Origin of the sequence: Stenotrophomonas sp. DDT-1, assembly GCF_001580555.1 — a bacterium.
GTDB classification, from domain to species: domain Bacteria; phylum Pseudomonadota; class Gammaproteobacteria; order Xanthomonadales; family Xanthomonadaceae; genus Stenotrophomonas; species Stenotrophomonas sepilia.
Genome location: NZ_LEKR01000035.1, coordinates 1 through 22669, shown reverse-complemented (window position 1 = coordinate 22669; position 22669 = coordinate 1). Strand labels below are relative to the sequence as shown.

Below are 22669 nucleotides of genomic sequence, written 5' to 3'. Positions count from 1 at the left end.
ACAGCAAGGCCGCCCTGGGGCGGCCTTCCCGTCTCCCTACTTGGCGTTCTTCACGTAGGTGTCGAACCAGTTCAGCATTTCCGCCACCAGCTGCTCGTTCGATTCCAGCGCGGTGTACCAGTGCGGTTCGTTCGGCAGCATCACCAGCCGCGTGATGCCGCCGTTGCCTCGGATCGCCTGGTAGAGCTTGCGCGACTGGAACGGCTCAGTGCCCGGGTTGGCGTCGTCCTCGCCGTGGACCAGCAGCAGCGGCAGCTTGATCTTGTCGGCATAGAAGAACGGAGAGGCCTTCAGGTACACGTCCTGCGCCTGCCACACCGAGCGACGCTCGTTCTGGAAGCCGAACGGGGTAAAGGTCTTGTTGTACGAACCGCTGGTCGCCACGCCAGCCTTGAACAGATTGGTATGGGCGATCAGGTTGGCGGTCATCAGGCCGCCATGGCTGTGGCCGGTCACGCCGATGCGGTTGCGATCGACCACGCCCATGTCCACCGCCTTGTCCACCGCCGCCTTGGCGTCAGCTTCCAGCTGCTCCAGGTAGGTGTCGTAGGCGTTCTTCGGATCGCCCACGATCGGGAACGAGGCGTTGTCGATGATCGCGTAGCCGGCCAGCAGCATCAGGCGGTACGGCTGCAGGCGGGTGAAGGTCTGCTGCGAACCGGACACCTGCCCCGCCTGCGCGGCGTTGGCGAAGTCGGCCGGGTAGGCGTACAGGATCGCCGGCACGCGCTGGCCTTCCTTGTAGCCCGGCGGCGTGTACAGGGTGAACGACAGGTCCACGCCATCGGCACGCTTGTAGGTCACCAGCTGCTTCTTGATCTGGCGCACTTCCGGAGTCGGGTCGACCAGCTTGGTCAGCGCGGTCGCGGTGGACGCGAACTGCGCCTCGCCGGTCTTCGCATCGGCCACCGCCTCACCCTGCTGACGGATGAAGGCGTTCGGCGGATCGATCACCGACTGGTGCCAGGTCAGGTAGCGCCCTGGCGTATTGCTGAAACCAAGGAACTGCTCGTAGGCATCGGCGCTGCTGCGGAACAGGCGCTCGCTCTTCAGCGTGCCGAGGTCGAGGCGGTCGAGGAACGGACGGTCGCCCTGCGGCGAGGCACCACGCCCGCTGAGGAAAACATGGTTGCCCTCACGGCGCACGACCTGCGCACCATTCGGCAGGCGGGTGAAGACCAGGTTGCCGGGGTTGCCGTACAGCTCATCGCTGGACATGTCCCACAGCAGGCGGCCTTCCTTCTTCGGCTGGTCCACATCGACGATGCGGGTCTGCATCCAGTGGCGGTTCTCGTCGTTCTCGAACTGGAACGCCACGGCCGGGTCGGCAGTCCATGCGAAGCCTTCGAAGCGTTGTGCGGTGCGGGTGATCTCGACCGGCTTGCCGTTGAACGGCGCCTTCAGCATCAGCACCCGGTCGCGATGCGGCACGCTGACCTTCCAGTCACCCTTGTCCAGCGCTTCGGCATAGACCAGGGTGGCCGGATCGGTGGCACGCCAGTCGAAACCACGCGGGCCTTCCGGTACGCCGTGCACCGGCACGCGGTCGGCCAGCGGCAGGCTGGCGATCGGCGTGGACTTGCCGCTGGCGATATCCAGCACGGCCACGTCGTTGGCGAAGCGCTGGTAGGTCACCGCATGCGAGTACGGCGCCTTGATCGATTCGGTCAGCACGTGCACGCCATCGGGCGCGGCGCTGACTTCGTTGAACAGCGCCGGCTGCCCGACCGGACGCACGCTGTTGGCGGCAGTATCGACCACGGCCAGCTGCGAGACGCCGTAGTAGGCGAACAGCTTTTCGTCATGCACGCTGGTCAGCGTGTCGCGGGCTTCGTAGGTGCTGCTCTCGCCACTGCTGCCCAAGGACTCCTGCGCATCCGGGCCGGTCGGCACGCCACCATTGGACGGCGCCGGGCCCTGGTTGGCCGGAACCAGCTTCACCAGCAGGTTCCGGCTGCCGCCCAGCCACTGCACGGTGTAGCCGAAGATCGGGTTCAGCTGGACGTTCGGCACCTGCTTCACCTGGCCGGTAGCGGCATCGCCTACCCACAGCTGCACGCTGGTATCGACCGCGTTCTGGAACGCAAAGTGGCTGCCATCGGCCGACCACAGCGCGCCGGTGGCGCAGCCCTGCGGCAGGTTGACCTTGGTCTCCTTGCCGCTGCCGATATCGACCAGGGTGAAGTCGGCCACGCAGGCCGGAATGCCGTAGCCACCGGGGGTGTCATGGCGGCTGCGATTCTTCGGCTCCAGGCGCACGCCGGCCAGCTTCAGGTAAGGCTGGGCGACGCGGCTGATTGACGGGTAGGTCTGCGCGGTGGTCAGCAGCAGGCGCTGGCCACCCGGGGCCACGTTCGGCGCCGGCGGCGGCGGCGCCTTCAGCACCTTGAGCAGGTGTTCCGGCGGCTTTGCGTAATCGGCAAGCGCGGGGCCAGCGGCCAGCAGGCCGACGGTGGCAACGGCAACAGCCGCCGCCAGAGAGGTTCGACGGATGAGCATCCTTATCCCCTGGGTGTGAATGGGCGCCCGAGGACGGGCAAGGGCCCGAATCTAGCACCGCAGGGGTTGTCGTGAATGGGCCGGAAGGGCTAGTGGCCGGATGGGGCAAAGTGGAGGCCGCCACGCCATCACTTGGCGCTCAACTATCATGAACTCCCTCCATCCGGCGCTTGACATGGGAACCTCCAAAGCCCCCCCCTATCTTCAATACTGCCGAAGCGCCCTCAAATCACTAGTCTCTCAATACGAGATGAGCAAAGTGATCGGGCACTCTGCCACTGCGGGAACCGTTCGCGAAAGACTGATTCATGACTTTCTCGAATCACACATCCCTGAAATGACCAGTGCTGTGAGCGGCGTCATCATTGACTCGCAAGGAAGACGGTCACGCCAGCAAGATATCGTTCTGATGCTGAAGTCCATGCCGAGGCTTCGCTTCAACAGCGGCCACGACCTAATTTTTCACGAGGGAGTCGTTGCGACGATCGAAGTGAAAACAAGTGTAACCACGTCCGTTCTACTTGGAATCTCAGAGAACATCGCAAGCGTCAAGTGCTTGGAGCCGACAAGCTTCGGGGGCACGAAGTTGGGTGTACTGGACTGGCCCATGCATCGAATCCTGCACTGCGTCGTAGGCTACGGTGGATCGATTCTTCAGGACATATCAAATGCTCTCACCAGTTTTCCTGAAGCGAAGAAGCCGGACATCTATCTAGACCTAACCAAGGGTATGCTTCTTCGGAATGAAGGCATCTTTTCAGAAAGAACTCTTGGCGATGACTATCTAATATTTGATGATCCCGGTGAGGGTCTCGCTAGATTCCTGTCAGCCATGACGGTCGTTACATCTTCATACTCAGTTCGAGATGTGAAGTGGGAGCAGTACCTATTGGACTCCTCTGTGGAGGAGCGAGACCCTTAAGACCAGCCGCGTAATGACTATCCTGAATGGGCCGAAATCATTAGCAGGATAACTTGGCAAAGTGTCGCACTGGCAGCTGCCGCCGCGAAGAGCGGCCGGCATCTGCCAGGCGTGGTCTGTCGTCACTGCTGGGCGTGCAGGTCCCAGGCAGTCAGGTAATCGGGGTCGACCACGATCATGCCACTGTTCCGCATGCGGTACTCGCCGGGCTCGGCGGGCAGGTACTGGTCGAGCATCGGCGGCAGATAGCGCTCATGGCCGTCATTCTCGTCCGCCAGCACCACGCCTTCGTCGGCGCTGATGCGCAGCACCGTACCGGCGTATTGTTCCAGCCCCTGCACCTGGCCGTCACCGCCATAGCGGGTGACGCCCACCAGCACCACCTTGCCGATCATTTCCTCGACCTTGGCATCGTCCAAGGGCGGCAGCATGGGAGTGAATTCATCGCTCATCGGTGCACCTCCGTAGCCTGCTGGACATCGTGGATGAGGTTTCCGCTTCGCAGTGCGCGTCGCTGGCAGCCGAGCAGGTGCCCAGCCCGAAGCCTCGGCATCGAGAGTGCCAGTGCGCCCATGAACCCAAGGGTTCCTGGAGCAAGATGCTGCCATTGCAGGCGGAAGGGACAGGTGAAGGCCGAACTCGGTCCTCGGCGATCAGGGGGGAGTGCACCTGCACCACGCTAGAATGCGCCCATGCGCACCGTACATGCCCTCCGCTACATCACCCCGTTACGGGAAGGTGGCTCCCTGCCCGCCGTGGTCGAGACCGACGACGACGGCATGGCCGTGCTGAAGTTCCGCGGCGCCGGCCAGGGCCCGAAAGCACTGATTGCCGAACTGATCGCCGGCGAAATGGCACGCACGCTGGGCCTGCCGATTCCGGAAATCCTGTTCGTCGAGCTGGATCGTGAGTTCGCCCGCACCGAGCCCGACCCGGAGATCCAGGAGCTGATCCGCGCCAGCGAGGGCCTGAACCTGGGCCTGGATTACCTGCCCGGTGCGATCAATTACGATCCGGCGGCGATGCCGGTCGATGCAGACCTGGCCTCGCGCATCGTCTGGTTCGATGCGTTCACCAGCAATGTCGATCGCACCACGCGCAATCCCAACCTGATGGTGTGGCATCGAAAGCTGTACCTGATCGATCACGGTGCGGCCATGTACTTCCACCACGACTGGGCCAACGCCGGGGATGCCTGCGAAAAGCCGTTCGTGCTGATCCGCGACCATGTGCTGCTGTCGTTCGCCAGCCGCATCGCCGCGGTGGATGCCGAGCTGGCCGCGCGCCTGACCGATGCCGAAATCGAGCGCATCGTTGGCCTGGTGCCGGACAGCTGGCTGGTGGACGAACCGGCGTTCGACAGCCCACAGGCCTATCGCCAGGGCTATATCAACTATCTCAAGCACCGCTTGAAAGTGCGTGCAGTGTTCGTGCAGGAGGCCGTCCGTGCCCACGCTGCACACGTATGACTATGCGGTCATCCGCGTGGTACCGCGGGTGGAACGCGAGGAGTTCATCAACGTCGGAGTGATCGTCTCCTGCCCCGGCGCGCGCCATCTGGAAGCGGCCATCGAGATCGATCCGGCACGCCTGCACGCGTTCGCTCCAGCGCTTGATCAGGATGCGTTGCAACCGTGGCTGGATGCGATCGTGGCCATCTGCCGTGGCGACGCCAGCGCCGGACCCATCGCACAGCTGCCCGCGCGCGCCCGCTTTCATTTCCTCACCGCCAAGCGCAGCTCGGTTGTGCAGATGTCGAGCACGCATGTCGGCCGCACTGCGGACCCGGCGGGTGTGGTGGAACACTTGATGACGAAGATGGTGCGGGTACCGGCACCAACCGAGCAACATTGATTGGGTAGAGTCGACCGCTGGTCGACTGCCGTTCGCGGGAAGCAGGCGCACCGTCTTCGTGGCCGTACCGGTGCTCCCTACCCTCGCCCTGCACCACGAAACCAAGCCATACCAGCCCTTGTTGTTCTGCGCCGTGGTGGCCTGCTGCAGCAATGCAGGTGAGACCAGCGCTCCGCTTTGCAGGCCTGGGCGAGCTTCATCTTGTCCGGCGTTTCAGCGCCCACGATCTGGAACCGCTTCACCTGCTGCAGATTGGCCAGGTCCATGACGGTCGTCACCCCAGCTGCATCCACGCTAGGGACGCTGCCGCAACACCTCGACCGTGACGGCGAACGCCTCGATGCGATGCCATTCGCTCCGCTCATGCGGCAGCGATTCCACGCCCATGCCGATCTGGTACCGCACCGCTTCCTCGGGCGCGGCGAAATCACGCGATTCGTGCTGCGCTGTGGCCAGCACATAGGCAATCTGCCGGTGGTCGGTAATACCGTTGTCGATGCAGGTACGCACGATCATCTCGACCGACTGGTCCCGGGTCAGGCCGAAGCCCGACCCACCTTTTCCATAGCCTTCGCTCATCCTTCAGCTCTCCAGTTCCGGAACGCATCCATTCGTCGGGGGAAGACCTACTTCAGCAGGTCCGATTCGGTAGGGGCCTCGCCCCTGCAGCTGTCATAGCGGCGCTGCAGCAGTGTGCGTGGCCCGGTTCCGCGCAGCTGGATGACCTTGTCCTCGCGCGCGCACGGGCTGACCTTCGCGCGCAGCACAAACCGCCCATTGTCGATATGGTCGATGTCGCGCCCGCCGATGGCCGCTTCCAATGCCTTGGCACGCACATAGCGGTTGACCTTGGCGTCGAACAGGTAGAACGCATGCACCGGAACGTTGTAGACACCGTTGTTGTCCTGCCACACCTGCAGGTCCGGCACGCCATCGCCATTGAAATCCGAAACGGTCAGCAGCACGGCCGCCGCACCCTGGGCATCGGCGCCAGCGCGGGTCAGGCGCGGCTGCACGTCCGTGACCGCCACGTTGCGCCCGCCACGGGTCACGCCCATGCTCCGGGCAACGATTGTCGCGCTGGTGCAGCCATTGCCGCTGCAGATCGCGCAGCACCTGCTGATCACTGGCGGTCAGTGTGGAGCCGCCGCACTGTAGGCGGCGTTGAACGCATCGTCGTGCACCTTGAATTCAGCGTCGACACAACGACGACGGGCCTCCAGTGCGGTGCCCGCAGCCGCCATGCAGGGCGCATACGCACGGCTCAGAAAGCGTGCATCGCCGGCAATCAGTTCGGCACCACTGGGCACCTTGCGTGCGGCGGGCTGGGGCTGCGCCTGAGCGCTTGCCCATAGACAGGGGCCAAGCAGAAGCAGTCCTGCAAGCAACCGGGTGGCACGCCCGGATAGGCGTTCAGAGTCCAGCATGCGTTTCCTTCCCTGGGGGCGTTGGCCGGCCCCGTCCTGTTCCGATGATGGATGCTGCCCGGTCGCCAGCGCAACTTCAGCGACATCGGTCACGGCCCCGTCGCCCATATTCAGGCCGGCAACCGCTATTTCGGCAGCGCAAACGCCATCACGTAATCGCCGTTCGGGGTTTCCATGAAATGGTGGCCGCCGGCCATGATCACCACGAACTGGCGTCCGTCCTGTTCATACACCATCGGCGTAGCCTGCCCGCCCGCGGGCAGCTTGGCATGCCAAAGCTCCTTGCCGGTCTTCAGGTCGATGGCGCGCAGCAGGTCATCGGTGGCGGCCGCGATGAAGATCAGCCCGCTGGCGGTCACCACCGAACCGCCGTTGTTCGGCGTGCCGATCTCGATCGGCAGGCCGGAACGGATGCCGAACGGCCCATTGCCGCGCGCACTGCCAAACGGACGATCCCACAACAGCTTGCCGGTGCGCAGGTCGATGGCGCGGATGCCGCCGTAGGGAGGCTGCTTGCACAGCAGACCCGTGAACGGCAGCCGCCAGCCAGCGTTGACCTGGATACCATACGGCGTTCCCACCTGCGGATCGCCGGCCCCCTCGCCACCGCCCCTGTCGGCACGGATCTTCTCGCGCGGCAGCCAGCCCAGGCGGTCGGCTTCGGCACGTGGCACCAGCCGGTTGTAGTTGGGCATGTCGTTGTAGTTGGCCACGATCACGCCGCGTCGCGTGTCGATGGACACGCTGCCCCAGTCCGAGCCGCCGTTGTAGCCGGGATACTCGATGGAATGGCGATCACTGCTCGGCGGCGTGTAGAAGCCTTCGTAGTAGGCCTTGCGGAACTGGATGCGGCAGATCAGCTGGTCGATCGGGGTGATGCCCCACATGTCGCGCTCGGTCAGGTCATGTTCGCGGCGCAGCGTGTGATACAGCGAAAACAGCTGGGTGGGTGAACGCTGCTCGGGTTCGACGCCGCCGACCGGCACCCTGCGCTCTTCGGCAGCGGTCAGCAGCTGGCCGTTGCGGCGATCGAGGATGTAGAGATCACCCTGCTTGGTCGGCAGCAGGATCGCCGGCACCTTGCCTGCCGCCGTCGGGTAATCGACCAGGCTGGCCTGAGAACCCAGGTCGTAGTCCCACACGTCCTTGCGCACGGCCTGGAAATGCCAGGCCGGCTTGCCAGTGGCCACATCGATCGCCACCAGCGACGTCGCATAGCGGTTCTGGTTTTCCGTACGCGAGCCACTCCAGTAGTCGCCCGCAGAATTGCCCAGCGGCAGATAGACCAGCCCCAGCGCCTCATCACCGGTCGCGGTGGTCCACATGTTCGGCGTGCCGCGCGTGTAGGTCTGCCCATGCGGCGGCAGGCCGCTGCGCTCGGGCTGGTCCATGTCCCACGCCCAGCGCAGCTTGCCGGTGATCGCGTCGTAAGCCTGGATCACGCCCGATGGCGCGTCGCGGCGCTGACCATCCAGCACCTGGTGGCCGGTGACGATCACGCCGCGCACGATGGCCGGGGGCGAGGTGATCGACACGTAGCCTGGTGGCACCTCACCCATACCGAGGGTGATGTCGACCTGGCCGTTGTTGCCGAAATTCGCGCAGGGACGGCCGCTATCTGCATCCACTGCAATGATGCGCCCGTCCAGCGTGCCTTCGATGATGCGAGCCCAGCACGCCGGACGACTGCCCGGTCCAGCGCTGCGGCTCACGCTGGGTGGCGGCTCGGGCAACACCAGATCGGCCGCGGCATCGGCCAGGGTGGCATCGGCCAGGATCGGCGTTGCCGGTTGCTCGTAGTAGCTCACACCACGGCAGGCGGCGGTGTACGGGATCGAGGCGTCCTTCACCTTCGGATCGAAGCGCCACACTTCCTTGCCACTGGCGGCGTCGAGCGCGATCAGGCGGTTACGGGCAGTGCACAGGTACAGGCGGTCGCCGATCTTCAGCGGCGTGGTTTCCGCACCCCAGCGCTTCTTCGGCAGGTCACCGGTGCGGAACTGCCAGGCCAGCTGCAACGTGCCCACGTTGGCCGGGGTGATCTGCTGCAGCGGCGAATAACGGGTGGCAGCATTGCTGCGGCCCCACGCCGGCCAGTCTCCCTCGGCAGGCTGGTCGGCCGGTTGCAGGCCGGTGGTATCCCGCGTGGGTTCCAGCCCGGCACTGACTGCGCCTTCCGGGAACGGCTGGTGCCCGTCCACTTCACCATGCGGTGCGAACGCCAACCCGAAGGCAGCGACGAACACCAGCATCAGGACGCCCGCCACGCTGCGCGACAGGCGCTTTGAAACCGGTTCGCGAAGGGTCGGCGCGAGCAGCGCCAGCACGATGCCGAGCGCGGTCACCAGGCCCAGCCGCGGCACCCAGCGCCAGTAGTCGTTGCCCGATTCCCACCAGGTCCACAGCAACGTGCCGACGAACACCAGCGCATACAGCAGCGCGCCGCTGCGGCGATTGCCGAACAACAACAGGCCACTGGCCAGAAGGCCGGCCCCGGCGATGGCGTAGTACCCCGACCCGCCCAGGCTGAGCAGCCACGCGCCGAGCCCGCCGATGACCAGGCCGAGCACGACCAGCAGCAGCGACAGCACGGTAACGAGAGGATGCCGGGAGGCGCGGACGGGAGCAGGAGCGGACTGCGGCGTGGCGGACATCGTCGATCTCCGGGGGCAGCATGCGCCGTTATCCCACCGCCTGCGTGAAGCGCGCGCGTATGCGTGGCATCCGGATACGACGACGCCGGCACAGGGCCGGCGTCGTCGGGTACCTCAGGCTCGCGGCAGGATCACTCCTGCGCGGCGTCCTCGCTGCTGGTAGCAGCCGGTGCGCCGTCGGTCGTGGCCGGGGCGGCGGCAGCCACCTCGTCCTCGTCCTCGTCGATCGAGGCATCCATGCGCTCCACCGCCTGCAGCTTCTCGTCCTTGGACAGGCGGATCAGGGTCACGCCCTGGGTGTTGCGGCCGACGCGGCTGATTTCCGAGCCACGCGTACGCACCAGCGTACCGCCGTCGGAGATCAGCAGGACTTCGTCGCGGGAGCCCATCAGCACTGCGGCGACCAGCTTGCCGTTGCGCTCGGTGGTCTGGATGCCGATCACGCCCTGCGTGCCACGGCCCTTGCGCGGGTAGTCCGGCAGCGGGGTGCGCTTGCCGTAGCCGTTCTCGGTGGCGGTGAGGATGTACTGCACGCTGCTGTCATCGGCACCGTCAATCACCGCATCGCCCGTGGCGGCGGCCTCCTCGACACCGTTGTCGTCCTCGTTCTCGTCCTCGATGCCACCGGCACTTTCGGCCACGATCAGGCTGACCACTTCCTCGCCGGCCGGCATCCTGATGCCACGCACGCCGGTGGCGGTACGGCCCATCGAGCGGACTTTGTCCTCGCCGAAGCGCACGGTCTTGCCGTTGGAGGCGAACAGCAGGATGTCGCGCTGGCCATCGGTCAGGCCGACGCCGACCAGGGCATCGCCCTCATCGAGGTTGATCGCGATCTTGCCGCGGGCAAGGCGGAAGGCGAACTCGCCCAGCGGGGTCTTCTTGACCGTACCGTTCTTCGTGGCGAAGAACACGAACTGGCCATCGGCGTACTCGCGCACCGGCAGCACGGCCTGCACGCGTTCGCCGGGTTCCAGCGGAATCCAGTTGATGATCGGACGGCCGCGGGCGTTGGAGCCCGCTTCCGGCAGCTGGTAGACCGGCAACCAGAACACCTTGCCCGAACTGGTGAACGTCAGCAGCGTATCGTGCGTGTTGACCAGCCACAGCTGTTCGATGAAATCCTCTTCCTTGGTCGCCGCCGCACTGCGACCACGGCCGCCGCGGCGCTGCGCGCGGTACACGCTGACCGGCTGGCGCTTCACGTAGCCGGCATGCGACACGGTGACCACCACGTCTTCCGGCGCGATCAGGTCGAGGATGTCCAGGTCTTCTTCGCTGTGGCGGATTTCGGTGCGACGTTCGTCGCCGAACTCGGCCTTGACGTTGACCAGCTCCTCGCGGATCACCTGCAGCAGGCGGTCGGGATCTTCCAGGATGTGGATCAGCCCGGCGATCACTTCCAGCAGCTGCTTGTACTCGTCGGTCAGGCGGTCCTGCTCCAGCCCGGTCAGGCGGTGCAGGCGCATTTCCAGGATCTGGGTGGCCTGGATCTCGGTCAGCTGGTAGCCGCCCTCGACCAGGCCGACGCCCTTGGGCAGGTCTTCCGGGCGCGAGGCTTCGGCACCGGCGGCACCCAGCATCGCACCGACCAGGCCCGGCTCCCACACGCGCGCCAGCATGCGCTCGCGGGCTTCGTTCGGGTTCGGCGAGGTCTTGATCAGTTCGATCATCTCGTCGATGTTGGCCAGCGCAACGGTCAGGCCTTCCAGCACGTGGGCACGGGCGCGCGCCTTGCGCAGCTCGAACACGGTGCGGCGGGTGACCACTTCGCGACGGTGGCGGACGAACGCCTCCAGCATCTGCTTGAGGTTCATCAACTGCGGGCGGCCATCGACCAGCGCCACCATGTTGATGCCGAACACCGATTCCATCTGCGTCTGCTGGTACAGGTTGTTCAGCACAACCTCGGCAGATTCGCCGCGCTTGATCTCGATGTAGATGCGCATGCCGTCCTTGTCGGACTCATCGCGCAGCTCGCTGATGCCTTCGATCTTCTTTTCCTTGACCAGCTCGGCGATCTTCTCGATCAGACGCGCCTTGTTCACCTGGTAAGGAATTTCAGTGACGATGATCGACTCGCGGCCGTTATCGGCCACTTCGATGTCGGCCTTTGCACGGATACGCACGCGGCCACGGCCGGTGCGGTAGCCGGCGACGATGCCGGCGGTGCCGTTGATGATGCCGGCGGTCGGGAAATCCGGGCCCGGGATGTACTCCATCAGGCCGTCGACGTCGATCTCCGGGTTGTCGATCAGCGCAATGCAGGCGTTGATCGATTCGCTCAGGTTGTGCGGCGGGATGTTGGTCGCCATGCCCACCGCGATACCGGCCGAACCATTGACCAGCAGGTTCGGGAACCGGGTCGGCATGACCGTCGGCTCCAGTTCCTTTTCGTCGTAGTTGGGCTGGAAATCGACGGTTTCCTTGTCGATATCGGCCATCAGCTCATGCGCCAGGCGCGACATGCGCGCCTCGGTGTATCGCATCGCCGCGGCGGAGTCGCCGTCGATCGAACCAAAGTTACCCTGGCCGTCGACCAGCATGTAGCGCAGCGAGAACGGCTGTGCCAGGCGCACCAGCGTGTCGTACACCGACTGATCGCCATGCGGGTGGTACTTACCGATGACGTCACCGACGATACGCGCCGACTTGAAGTAGGGCTTGTTGCTGTGCGCGTTGAGTTCATTCATCGCGTACAGCACGCGACGATGCACCGGCTTGAGGCCGTCGCGCGCATCCGGCAGCGCGCGGCCCACGATCACGCTCATGGCGTAATCGAGGTAGCTCTTGCGCATCTCGTCTTCCAGGTTGACCTGGATGATTTCCTTGGCGGTTTCTGCCATTCGGGTTCCGTTGTCTGGTAGCGGTCCAGTCCGGCGCAGCCCTCTGCGGGAGGGGGTCGCGCCGGAACCTCGATTCAACCTGTGGATACTACCACAACGGGCTGTTTTCCGCCTGCCTTTACGGGGATTTTACCGGCACAAATCAGGAACTTAGGGCCCCATACCGCCCCTGTAGAGCCGAGCCCATGCTCGGCTGCGGCGGATTCGCTGGCTCAGCCGAGCATGGGCTCGGCTCTACAGACGTCCGCGGTCCTGCCCGCCTCAGCCGCCGAAGGCGGCGCGCATGTTCTCGGCGGTCGGGTTCAGGATCACCCCGCGCTCGGTCACGATGGCGTCGATCAGCTCGCCCGGGGTGACGTCGAACACCGGGTTCCAGGCGGCAATGCCCTCGGCCACGGTGCGGGTACCGCCCACGCCGTACAGTTCGCCCGGATCACGCTGCTCGATCTCGATCTGACTGCCGTCCACGGTCTCCATGTCCACGGTCGAGGACGGCGCCACCACCATGAACTTCACGCCATGGTGGCGCGCGGCAATGGCCAGTTGGTAGGTGCCGATCTTGTTGGCGGTATCACCATTGGCGCAGATGCGGTCTGCGCCCACGATCACCCACTGCACGGCACCGGTCTTCATCAGGTGCGAGGCCGCCGAGTCGGCGATCAGGGTGGCATCGATACCGTCCTGCTGCAGCTCCCACACGGTCAGGCGCGCGCCCTGCAGCCACGGCCGGGTCTCGCCGGCGAACACGCGGGCAATGCGGTGCTGGGCCATGCCGGCGCGAATGACGCCCAGCGCGGTACCGAAGCCGGCGGTGGCCAGCGAGCCGGTATTGCAGTGGGTCAGCACACCGCTGCCGGCCTCGATCAAGCCAGCGCCCAGTGCGCCCATGTGGCGGTTGGCGGCCAGGTCTTCCTCGGCGATGGCCTGCGCTTCGGCCTCCAGCAGTGCCTTCCAGTCGGCGCCGGCGGCGTGCAGGCAACGGCGCATGCGCGCCAGCGCCCAGGCCAGATTGACCGCAGTGGGGCGCGATGCGTTCAGGCGCTGCAGTGCCGGTTCCAGCTGCTGCAGGGCGTGCGCACCGTCGGCGGCCTGCACCTCGCGCGCGGCCAGCACCACGCCCCAGGCGGCGGCGATGCCGATCGCCGGCGCGCCGCGCACGGTCAACGCATGGATGGCGCTGGCAACCTCGTCGCTGTCGTGGCAGACCACATGCTCGACCACGAACGGCAGCTTGCGCTGGTCCAGCAGTTGCAGGGCATCGCCGGTCCACAGGATCGGGCGGATGTGGTCATAACGGGCGTAGTCGATGTCGGGGGCAGTGTTCATGGGCCCATTGTAGGGCCACGCCCGGCAGCGTTGGAGCCCGCCCGGGCTCAATTCACCGAGAATTCGGCGCGGCAGCCGCCGTCCACCCAGATCCCGTTGCGGTTCCAACCCCAGGTGCTGCCTTCCTCGCAGGGCGTGCTCGATAGCTGCTCGGAAACGACCGCGCCAACGGAGATGCTGGCGCCGCAGAAACGCCGCTTCTTCGACTTCGATTCGCAGGTCAGGCGGCGCGGCACATCGACGAAGCGGCCATCCTCGTCGGCCACCTCGAAATCGCCCTGGCAACCACGGCTGGTCCAGATCTCATTGCGCTTGTAGCCCCAGCCCTGCCCCTCGCGGCATGGCAGCACCGACAGCTGGCGCAGCAGGCGCACGGGGGCGCCATCCAGGCGCACCGGGCAGCTCTGCGGACGGCCATTGGATTCGCAGCGCACCACGCGGCGCACCAGGCGCTTGCCTTCCGTTGCCGCAGGTGCCGCACCCTGCGCACGGCGCGCACGGAATTCGGCGCGGCAGCCAAGGGTGACCCACACGCCGCTGCGGTCGGTGCCCCACTCGCTGCCGCGGATGCAGCTGTTGCTCGACAGCTGGCGCACCAGATCGACGCCGTTGGCCACATCGATGTCGCAGTGCACCCAGCCCATGTCGCGGGACTCGCAGGTCACCACTTCATCGTCGTAGCCCACCTGCTGGGCCGACGCCGGCGACGGCAGCCAGGCACCCCAGAGCGCAATGGAGTACATCGGTGCAGCGACAACCGCAAACCACTTGACCAAAGCCTTCCCCAGCAGGAATGGATGAACTGCATGCCAGTGTCCGGCATTGGCCGTGATAAAAGCATCATCCCGCTTGCCGACGCAAGCGCGCAGAACCCGCGTTTCGTTCAGCCTGGGATGTTCAGCAACGCGTGATGGTCACGCGTGGGCGAAGTCGTAGGCCAACACATCTGCAATGCGGGGTGTGCGGTTCATCGCCATCAGCAGGCGGTCGATCCCCAGCGCAACGCCGGCACAGGCCGGCAACGCCGGCAACGCCGCCAGCAGCGCCTCATCCAGTGGCGGCTGCACCTGCCCACGTTCGTGGCGGCGCTGCTGGTCGCGCTGGAAGCGGGCGCGCTGCTCGTCGGCGTCGTTCAGTTCGTGATAGCCGTTGGCCAGTTCCACTGCACCCAGGTACAGCTCGAAACGCTCGGCCAGCGGCGGCGTGCCGGCGCGGATGCGTGCCAGCGCGGCCTGGCTGGCTGGCCAGTCATGCACCACGGTCATGACCGCGTCATCGAAATGCGGCTGGATACGATGGGTCATCAGCAGGTCGAGCCAGTCATCACGGGTCAATCCGACCGGGTCAATGTGCACCTCGCCCAACGCGGCACGCAGCGTGGACTCATCCGCCTCGAACGGATCCACGCCAAGGTGCTGCTGGAACAGCTCGCGGTAACTCAGCACGCGCAGGGTCGCACGGTGTCCCACCAGGGCCAGCGCCTGCCCGATCAGCTCGGCGGTCTCCTGTACCAGCCGATGGTGGTCCCAACCGACCCGATACCATTCCAGCATGGTGAATTCCGGGTTGTGGCGGCCGCCGGCCTCACCGTTGCGGAATACCCGACCCAGTTCGTAGCAGTCGCCCACACCGGCCGCCAGCAGGCGCTTGAGCGGATACTCCGGCGAGGTGCGCAGCCAGCGGCGGCGTCCGCCGGCATCGACATGCCCGGTGAAGTCGGTATGGAAGCTGTCGATGTTCGGCTCGGTGTTGCCCGCGACCGACAGGATCGGCGTCTCCACCTCGAGCACATCGCGCTCTGCAAAGAAGCGGCGCACCAGCGCGTTGAGCGCAGCGCGCTGCTGCAGCGCGCGCAGCAGGGCCTCGCTCACAGGATGCCCTCCGGGCGCGGATGGTCGAGCGGCAGGGTCAGCAGATCGCGCGTATCGTCGATGTAGCCGCTGGCCAGGTACAGGCGTCGGGCCAGTTCGTTGTGGTGGTTCACTTCCAGGCGAAGGCGGCTGACGCCACGACCACGAGCGCGCTGTTCGCAGATGGCCAGCGCCTGCTTGCCGCGGCCACGACCGCGCGCGCGATGGCTCAGGTACAGCTCGTCCAGCAGCATGAAGTGGCCGCCCTGCTCCAGGCTGAATCCCATCGCGATCACCGCGTAGCCGACCACCTCGCCCGCCTCGTCCAGCCACAACAGCACTTCGCCATTGCGCGGATCGGCCAGCAGCGCGTCCACGCCGCGACGCACGCGCCCGTCATCGAAGTCGATCCTGTCTTCGGCGTAGAACTCGCGCATCAGCGCGATCAACAGCTCCTCGTCGGCACGGGTGGCCAGGCGGAAATCCAGCGGGGCGGTCTGCATCGGTGTTCCTTTGTGTTTCATGCCGGGAGCCATGCACCCGGCGGGGTCATCATTCGTGTTCGGCCAGATAAGCCAGCAGGCGGTCTTCGTCCCATACCGGCACGCCCAGCGATTGCGCCTTGTCCAACTTGGAGCCGGCCTCGGTACCGGCGACCACGAAGCTGGTCTTCTTCGAGACGCTGCCGGAGACCTTTGCACCGAGGGCCTCCAGGCGCTCCTTGGCGGCATCGCGGGTGAGCTGGGCCAGGGTGCCGGTCAGCACCACGGTCTGCCCATCCAGCGGGCCGGCCACGATCTCGGCCAGCGCCGGTGCCTTGGCCAGGATCTGCTGCATCGCCTTCTCGGCCGCCAGCAGCATCGCGCCGTGGCCCTCGCTGTCCAGCCACTGGGCCAGGCCACGCGCGGTGTCGTCGGGCAACCCGGCGTTGACGAACTGCCCTTGCTCGGCGTCGAGCACCGCCTGGGCACCGGGCAACGCGGCCACCAGTTTTTCCGCGCGCAGGCGGGTGATGCCGGGAATCTCTGATTCGACCAACAGCTGCGCCAGGTCCAGCCCCTCGCGCAGCCTGGCGCTGGGCGCGTGCACATCGCTGATGCGGACCTGGCCGACCTGCAGCAGGTCATCGATGGCCTGCTGGTTGCCCTGCTGTTCGAAGAAGTGGCCGAGCGAGCGCGCCACTTCGCCACCGATGTCCGGCACGCGCTTGAACAACGGCCACGGCAGGTGGCGGATCAGTTCCAGGTCACCGAACCACTGCGCCAGCGCCTTGGCCGTGCTCTCGCCCACGTGCTCGATGCCCAGCGCGAACAGCAGCCGTTCCAGCGTGGCGGCACGACTGGCGTCGATGGCCGCGATCAGGTTGTCGGCCCACTTGGTCGCGATCTTCTTCGTGTTCCATTCGAAGCGGGCCGGCTGCGCCAGCGCCTGCGCGCGCCAGCCCGGATCGTTGCCGTCCAGCCTGAGCACTGCATTGAGCACCGCGCCACTGCCTTCGGCCGGCAGGTGCAGCTTCAGTGCGGCGGCCAGCGCCGAGGGATCTTCAGCGTCCAGCACCAGCTTCAGGTGCAGCAGCTGGTCACGAGTGAGCCGGTACAGGTCGGCCACGCTCTTGACGATGCCAGCGTCGACCAGGGTTTCAATGTATTTGTCGCCCAGGCCGTCGATGTCCATCGCGCGGCGAGAGGCGAAATGGGCGATGGCTTCCTTGCGTTGCGCCGGGCAGGACAGCTCGCCCGAGCAGCGCCATGCGGCCGCCCCTTCCTCGCGCACGATCTCCGAGCCGCACACCGGGCAGCGCGTCGGCATCTGCCAGGGCGTGGTGCCCTGCGGGCGGCGATCGAGGATGACGCTGACCACTTCCGGGATCACGTCGCCGGCGCGGCGCACGATCACGCTGTCGCCGACGCGCACGTCGAGGCGTGCGATCTGGTCGGCGTTGTGCAGCGTGGCGTTGGACACGATCACGCCAGCCACGGCCACCGGTGCCAAGCGCGCGACCGGTGTGGCCGCACCGGTGCGGCCGATCTGGATCTCGATCGCCTCCACGGTAGTGCTCTGTTCCTGTGCAGGGAACTTGTGCGCGATGGCCCAGCGTGGCGCGCGCGAGACGAAGCCCATCGCCTGCTGGCCGGCACGGTCATCCAGCTTGTAGACCACGCCATCGATATCGAACGGCAGGCTGTCGCGGCGCTCGCCGATATCGCGGTAGTAGCCGAGCAGGCCGTCGGTGCCTTCCACCACCTTGCACAGCGCGCTGACCGGGAAACCCCAGGCGCCGAGCTGCGCCAGCGTGCCCGAATGGGTATCGGGCAGCTCGCCGCCCTGCACTTCACCGGTACCGTAGGCGAAGAAGCTCAACCTGCGCTGCGCACTGATCTTCGGGTCGAGCTGGCGCAGCGATCCAGCCGCCGCGTTGCGCGGGTTGGCCAGCACCTTGCCGCCGTGCAGGCGCGCACGTTCGTTGTAGGCCTCGAAATCGGCACGCGCCATGTAGACCTCGCCGCGCACCTCCAGCACGTCCGGCCAGTCCTTGCCGTGCAGCCGCTTGGGAACATCGCCGATCTCGCGCAGGTTGGCGGTCACGTCCTCGCCGGTGCTGCCATCGCCGCGGGTCGCGCCGAGCACGAAATGACCATCCTCGTAGCGCAGGCTGATCGCCAGGCCGTCCATCTTCGGCTCGGCCGAGAACTGCAGGCTGCGGCGGCCCAGGCGTTCGTCAATGCGGCGTACGAAATCCGCCACTTCCTCATCTCTGAAGGCGTTGGACAGCGACAACATCGGCACCGCATGGCGGACTTCGGGGAAACGGCCGGAGGGACGCGCGCCGACCTGCTGGGTCGGGCTGTCGGCCCGGGCCAGTTCCGGATGTTCGCGCTCCAGTGCTTCCAGCTCGCGCACCATCCGGTCGTAGTCGATGTCGGGGATCTCCGGGGCATCCAGCTCATGGTAGGCGCGGTTGGCCTGGGCGATCTGCCGGCGGAGATCTTCGGCGCGTTCGGCGGGGCTGGAGCTCATCGGAATCCGGTGGTTCTGGGATGGCCGGGGATTCTACCGCGCCCGGCCGTCAGGCCCTGTAATGCCCCCCCTTCGCAGCGCCGAGCCATGCTCGACGGGCGCTCCCTGCCCTGGTGGCCAACCTTCTCCCCGCCCCGGCAGATGCCAACCTTGGTTGGCACGGCTGCAGCCGAGCATGGCTCGGCACTACAAAAAGCGGGCTTGCCGCCCACCGCAACCAGCGCTAGCGTGCGACGGTCTGCCCTTCGGAATCGTGCCCGTGACCCTGCCTGCTTCCCGTCGACGCTTCCTGCAACTGGCCGGTGCTGGCCTCGCCGTCGCTGGCAGCGGGCTGCCGCAGCTTGGCCATACCCAACCCGCGACGGCCGCCGCTCCTGCCCCCGCCGAAGGTGCGGTGCTGCTGAATTTCAACGAATGCCCCTACGGCCCCTCGCCCGCAGCCCAGCAGGCGGCACGCGACAGCATCGCCGGTTGCGGCCGCTACCGCTTCGCCCTGGCCGGACAGGTGCGCGATGCCTTCATCGAACAGGCACGCATTCCGGCTGATCACGTGAGGTTGTATCCGGGTTCCAGCGAACCGCTGAACCGCGCCGCCGTGCTGTGGACCAGCCCGCAGGCGGGACTGGTGGTGGCCGACCCGACCTTCGAGACCCTGGGCGAGGTCGCCGCCGCACACGGTGCATACGTGCAGAAGGTGCCGCTGCGCGACGACGGCGCGCATGACCTGCGTGCAATGGTCGCCGCCGCGCACGCACGCCCGACCGGGCTGCTGTACGTGTGCAATCCGAACAACCCGACCGGTTCGATCAGCCCACCGGATGAGCTCGCCTGGCTGCTGGCCCACAAGCCCGCCTCCACCCGCGTGCTGGTCGACGAGGCCTACCTGCAGTACAGCGAGCAGCCGAGCCTGATCACCCAGGTGACGCAGCGCGATGACCTGATCGTGCTGCGCACGTTCTCCAAGCTGTACGGCATGGCCGGCCTGCGCCTGGGCATGGCGGCCGCACACCCTGACCGCCTGCGCGAACTGGCCAGCCTGGGCGACAACCCGCTGCCCGTGCCAGCACTGGCCGCGGCACTGGCCAGCCTGCAGGATCCCCAGTTGATCGCGCAGCGGCGCCTGCAGAATTCCAAGGTGCGGCAGACCACCATCGCGTGGCTGGGCAAGCGTGGCTTCAGCTGCGTGCCGTCGGAAGCGAACTGCTTCGTGGTGGATGTGCAGCGCGACGGTGCCGCTTTTGCCAAGGCGATGGCAGACAACGGCGTGATCATTGGCCGCAGCTGGCCGATCTGGCCACAGCGCGTGCGCGTGACCGTCGGCACCGAAGACGAGATGGCCGCATTCCGCCGTGCGTTCGCCAAGGTGGCCGGCGTACCGGCCTGACCCTGTCGGTGGGGGCGAACCTTGGTTCGCTCCATCCACGCATGGCGTGGATCTACCGGGGTGGGTGCCGACCGTTGGCCGGCACAACAGGCTTTACCAGCGCGGGGTTTTGGTCAGCGGCGGTGCCTGGTGCTGGCGGTCGTAGGCACGCAGCTCGTCGCGGATGTGCGCGATGCGCTGGCGGCCCAAGGCATTGCGGCTGTCGTCCAGCACCACGCCATCGAGCAGCTCGGCCATGCGCTGCACGGTCGGCAGCATCTTCTCCCAGGCATCAAGCGCGGTCAGCGGCGCCGGCAGGGTCAGGAAGAAGGCGATGGCCGGGGTTTCCATGGCACGGATGTTGGCCATGTCGAAGCTGCCCGGCTTCATGATGCTGGCCATCGAGAAGATCGGGCCGCGCTCGGGGTGGCCTTCCACCAGGCGGTGGAACACGTTCATGTGGCCGAATACCAGGCCGGTCTTCTCGGCCGCCACCACGATGTCTTCGCCGCGCAGCTGCTCGCCGGCACGGGCGGCCACGAACAGCGAGACGATCTTGTCGAAATCCTGGGTAGTGCGCTTGCCGAGGTCGTTGGCCGCGCCCGGGTCAGTGTCGGCCAGGCCAAGTTCGGCCTGCTCGCCTTCCCCGCGCATGCCCGGTTCGACGCGGCCCTCAGCCACCACGACGCCGTCCTCGCCCAGGACCGGTTCGCGGCGCTCGCCACTGGCCGGTTCCGTGTTCTCCACGCGACGGCCCTGGGGCTTCTTCTTCGGACGGCCAAACAGGAAGATCGCGGCGATCAACAGCAGGCCGGCGGCCAGGATGCCGATGCGCAACAGTGCCGTGTCGGACATTCGATAGGTTCTCCGGCTAATTCATTCAGGTAACTAGGATGGCACGTCAGGCCGCGCCCGCCAATCGCGCCGCTTCTTCCAGGTCCACGCTGACCAGGCGGCTGACGCCCGGCTCACGCATGGTCACGCCCGACAGCTGGTGCGCGGCCTCCATCGTCGCCTTGTTGTGGCTGACGAACAGGAACTGCACCTTCTCGCTCATTTCCTTGACCATGTTGGCCAGGCGGCCGACGTTGGCTTCGTCCAGCGGGGCGTCCACCTCGTCCAGCAGGCAGAACGGGGCGGGATTCAACTGGAAGATGGCGAACACCAGCGCCACTGCGGTCATCGCCTTCTCGCCGCCGGACAGCAGCGAGATGCTGGACACGCGCTTGCCCGGCGGGCGCGCCATGATGGTCACACCCGTGTCGAGCAGGTCTTCTCCGGTCAGTTCCAGGTAGGCGTGGCCACCACCGAACAGGCGCGGATACAGCGCCTGGACGCCGGCGTTGACGCGGTCGAAGGTGTCCTTGAAGCGCCCGCGGGTCTCGCGATCGATCTTGCGGATGGCATCCTCAAGTGTTTCCAGCGCCGTGGTCAGGTCGGCGTGCTGCGAATCCAGGTAGTCCGAACGCTGCGAAGCCTCGCCGTACTCGTGGATGGCGGCCAGGTTGACCGGCTCCAGCCGGCGCATGCGTGCGTCGATCTGGTGCACGGCCTGCTCCCAGTCGCCCAGGCGGGCGTCCTCGGGTAGTGCATTGAGCACGTCCTGCAGCACGAAGCCGGCCTTTTCCACCGCCGCCTGCAGGGTGTCGGCGCTGAGCACCAAGGCCTGCTGGTCGAGCTTTCGCTGCGAAATGCGCTCGCGCTGGGCCAACGCCTGTTCGTCGCGCTGGTGGCGGGTCTGCTCGTAGTTGCGCAGCTCGGCGTCGATGCCGTCAAGCAGCGTGCGTGCCTCGGTCAGCACGCGATCGGCGCGCACGCGCTCTTCCAGCGCGTTCTGGTGTTCGGCCTGCAGCGATTCGACCGGCGAATCCCCTTCGTCCAGCTGCGAATGCAGCTCGCCCAGCCGCGCGTCCAGCTGCCCGCGCTGGGTGCCCATGCGCTCCAGCGCCTGGCTCAACGAGGCCAGCTGCGCACGCTGCGATTCCAGGGTCAGGGCCAGCGAATGCGCGCGCTCGCGTACCGCGCGGGCGGCATCGCGGGCCAGGTCGCGGGCCTCGGTCAACTGCCGACGTTCGCCCTCCAGCCGCTGCCGGGTCGATTCCAGGTCGCCCATGCTGCTGACCGCACTCTCCAGCCGCGAGCGCGCTTCACGCGCCTGCTCGTTGTTGGCTTCCAGCGTTTCCTGCAACTGCTTCAGCTCGCCCTCGATGCGGTCGATGCGGGTGCGTGCCGCTTCCACCTTGCCCTGCTGGCCCTGCAGCTGGCCGGCCAGCTCGGACACCGCGCGGTGGGCCTGGTAGAGCGCGCGCTGCGCATCCTCGCGCTGCTGCTCGGCCGCCTGCAGCTGCTCACGGAAACCGCTCAGCTGCTCTTCCAGCTCGGCCTCGCGGTCCTGCAGCTGCTCGATCTGCTCACGCAGTTCGTTGATTTCACGCTCGCGCAGCAGCGCGCCCTGCTCGGCGGCACCGGAGCGCGACACGCGCAGCCAGCCCTGGCCCAGCCGCTCGCCGCCCTGGGTGATGATCGAATCGCCTTCCGGCAGGCTGGCCTGCAGGGCCTTCGCCTCGGACAGGTCCTTTGCACCATGCAGGTGCGCCAGCAGCCGACGGATCGCTGCCGGGCCGCGCACGCGTGCCGCCAGCGAGGTCGGCGCCACCTTCAGTTCAGCAGCATCGTCGGCGACCAGCGCAATGTGGCCTTCGCCAAGTTCGCCCAGCGCGCCGACCAGGCTGGCCGGGTCATCGACCAGCACGCCTTCGATCAGCTGGCCGAGCGCACTTTCCACCGCGTTTTCCCAGCCGGCATCCACGTCCAGGCGTTCGCCGACGCGCGCCGCCGAATCCAGCCCGCGCGCCTTCAGCCAAGCCACGGCTGCACCCTGCTCCTGGCCCAGCGCGGCCTGCTGCAGGG

At 66.6% G+C, this 22669-nt stretch carries 17 protein-coding genes and 1 pseudogene; 4 read left to right on the top strand and 14 right to left on the bottom strand.

The window, feature by feature from the left end; genetic code table 11:
- Positions 1–36 precede the first annotated feature (36 nt).
- Positions 37–2499 carry a prolyl oligopeptidase family serine peptidase gene (locus AB839_RS15535; RefSeq protein ID WP_061480049.1) on the bottom strand — a complete coding sequence of 821 codons (2463 nt, stop codon included), beginning with the start codon at positions 2497–2499 and terminating at the stop codon, positions 37–39.
- 148 nt (positions 2500–2647) lie between these two features.
- On the opposite strand from AB839_RS15535, the gene AB839_RS15530 reads away from it, so the two are divergent.
- Positions 2648–3421 (top strand): DUF6602 domain-containing protein, encoded by a 774-nt coding sequence (locus AB839_RS15530; protein WP_156476678.1) that lies wholly within the window; start codon positions 2648–2650, stop codon positions 3419–3421.
- Positions 3422–3543: 122 nt separating this feature from the next.
- On the opposite strand, the gene AB839_RS15525 is transcribed toward AB839_RS15530, so the two are convergent.
- Positions 3544–3873 carry a hypothetical protein gene (locus AB839_RS15525; protein WP_061480047.1) on the bottom strand — a complete coding sequence of 110 codons (330 nt, stop codon included), beginning with the start codon at positions 3871–3873 and terminating at the stop codon, positions 3544–3546.
- Positions 3874–4113: 240 nt separating this feature from the next.
- Between AB839_RS15525 and AB839_RS15520 the strand changes: the two genes are divergently transcribed.
- Positions 4114–4890 (top strand): HipA family kinase, encoded by a 777-nt coding sequence (locus AB839_RS15520; RefSeq protein ID WP_061480046.1) that lies wholly within the window; start codon positions 4114–4116, stop codon positions 4888–4890.
- Positions 4868–5275 carry a DUF3037 domain-containing protein gene (locus tag AB839_RS15515; RefSeq protein WP_061480045.1) on the top strand — a complete coding sequence of 136 codons (408 nt, stop codon included), beginning with the start codon at positions 4868–4870 and terminating at the stop codon, positions 5273–5275. The genes AB839_RS15520 and AB839_RS15515 overlap by 23 nt, the downstream gene beginning before the upstream one ends.
- A 294-nt stretch (positions 5276–5569) precedes the next feature.
- Here AB839_RS15515 and AB839_RS21965 read toward each other — a convergent pair whose 3' ends face one another.
- The 10 genes from AB839_RS21965 to ligA form a co-directional block, all read right to left on the bottom strand.
- Positions 5570–5854: a hypothetical protein gene (locus AB839_RS21965; protein ID WP_061480044.1), complete on the bottom strand. Its 285-nt coding sequence runs from the start codon at positions 5852–5854 to the stop codon at positions 5570–5572.
- 47 nt (positions 5855–5901) lie between these two features.
- Positions 5902–6327 (bottom strand): hypothetical protein, encoded by a 426-nt coding sequence (locus tag AB839_RS21960; protein ID WP_241776794.1) that lies wholly within the window; start codon positions 6325–6327, stop codon positions 5902–5904.
- Positions 6328–6408: 81 nt separating this feature from the next.
- The gene (locus tag AB839_RS21955) at positions 6409–6795 is read right to left on the bottom strand and encodes a hypothetical protein (protein WP_241776793.1); all 387 of its coding nucleotides are present in this window, start codon (positions 6793–6795) and stop codon (positions 6409–6411) included.
- 32 nt (positions 6796–6827) lie between these two features.
- Positions 6828–9356, bottom strand: coding sequence for a membrane-bound PQQ-dependent dehydrogenase, glucose/quinate/shikimate family (locus AB839_RS15500; protein WP_061480043.1), 2529 nt, complete (start codon positions 9354–9356; stop codon positions 6828–6830).
- A 131-nt stretch (positions 9357–9487) separates the two neighbouring features.
- Positions 9488–12202: a DNA gyrase subunit A gene (gene gyrA, locus AB839_RS15495; RefSeq protein ID WP_061480042.1), complete on the bottom strand. Its 2715-nt coding sequence runs from the start codon at positions 12200–12202 to the stop codon at positions 9488–9490.
- 261 nt (positions 12203–12463) lie between these two features.
- The gene (gene mtnA / locus AB839_RS15490; RefSeq protein WP_061480041.1) at positions 12464–13528 is read right to left on the bottom strand and encodes an S-methyl-5-thioribose-1-phosphate isomerase; all 1065 of its coding nucleotides are present in this window, start codon (positions 13526–13528) and stop codon (positions 12464–12466) included.
- Between the two features lie 47 nt (positions 13529–13575).
- Positions 13576–14304 (bottom strand): DUF3011 domain-containing protein, encoded by a 729-nt coding sequence (locus AB839_RS15485; RefSeq protein WP_061480040.1) that lies wholly within the window; start codon positions 14302–14304, stop codon positions 13576–13578.
- A 138-nt stretch (positions 14305–14442) separates the two neighbouring features.
- Positions 14443–15399 carry an EF-P lysine aminoacylase EpmA gene (epmA, locus tag AB839_RS15480; RefSeq protein WP_061480039.1) on the bottom strand — a complete coding sequence of 319 codons (957 nt, stop codon included), beginning with the start codon at positions 15397–15399 and terminating at the stop codon, positions 14443–14445.
- Positions 15396–15881: a GNAT family N-acetyltransferase gene (locus AB839_RS15475; RefSeq protein WP_061480038.1), complete on the bottom strand. Its 486-nt coding sequence runs from the start codon at positions 15879–15881 to the stop codon at positions 15396–15398. Before AB839_RS15475 ends, epmA begins: the two co-directional genes overlap by 4 nt.
- A gap of 49 nt (positions 15882–15930) precedes the next feature.
- Positions 15931–18396, bottom strand: a complete 2466-nt coding sequence (ligA, locus tag AB839_RS15470) for an NAD-dependent DNA ligase LigA (protein ID WP_061480037.1) — start codon at positions 18394–18396, stop codon at positions 15931–15933.
- Between the two features lie 259 nt (positions 18397–18655).
- Here ligA and AB839_RS15465 point away from each other — a divergent pair, with 259 nt between their 5' ends.
- The gene (locus AB839_RS15465; RefSeq protein ID WP_061480036.1) at positions 18656–19780 is read left to right on the top strand and encodes a pyridoxal phosphate-dependent aminotransferase; all 1125 of its coding nucleotides are present in this window, start codon (positions 18656–18658) and stop codon (positions 19778–19780) included.
- A 93-nt stretch (positions 19781–19873) separates the two neighbouring features.
- Here the strand turns inward: AB839_RS15465 and zipA are convergent, their stop codons facing one another.
- A complete protein-coding gene (gene zipA, locus AB839_RS15460; RefSeq protein ID WP_061480035.1) occupies positions 19874–20614 on the bottom strand; it encodes a cell division protein ZipA in 741 nt (246 codons plus the stop codon).
- A gap of 46 nt (positions 20615–20660) precedes the next feature.
- Positions 20661–22669 (bottom strand): annotated as a pseudogene (locus AB839_RS15455) (chromosome segregation protein SMC); the annotation flags it as partial.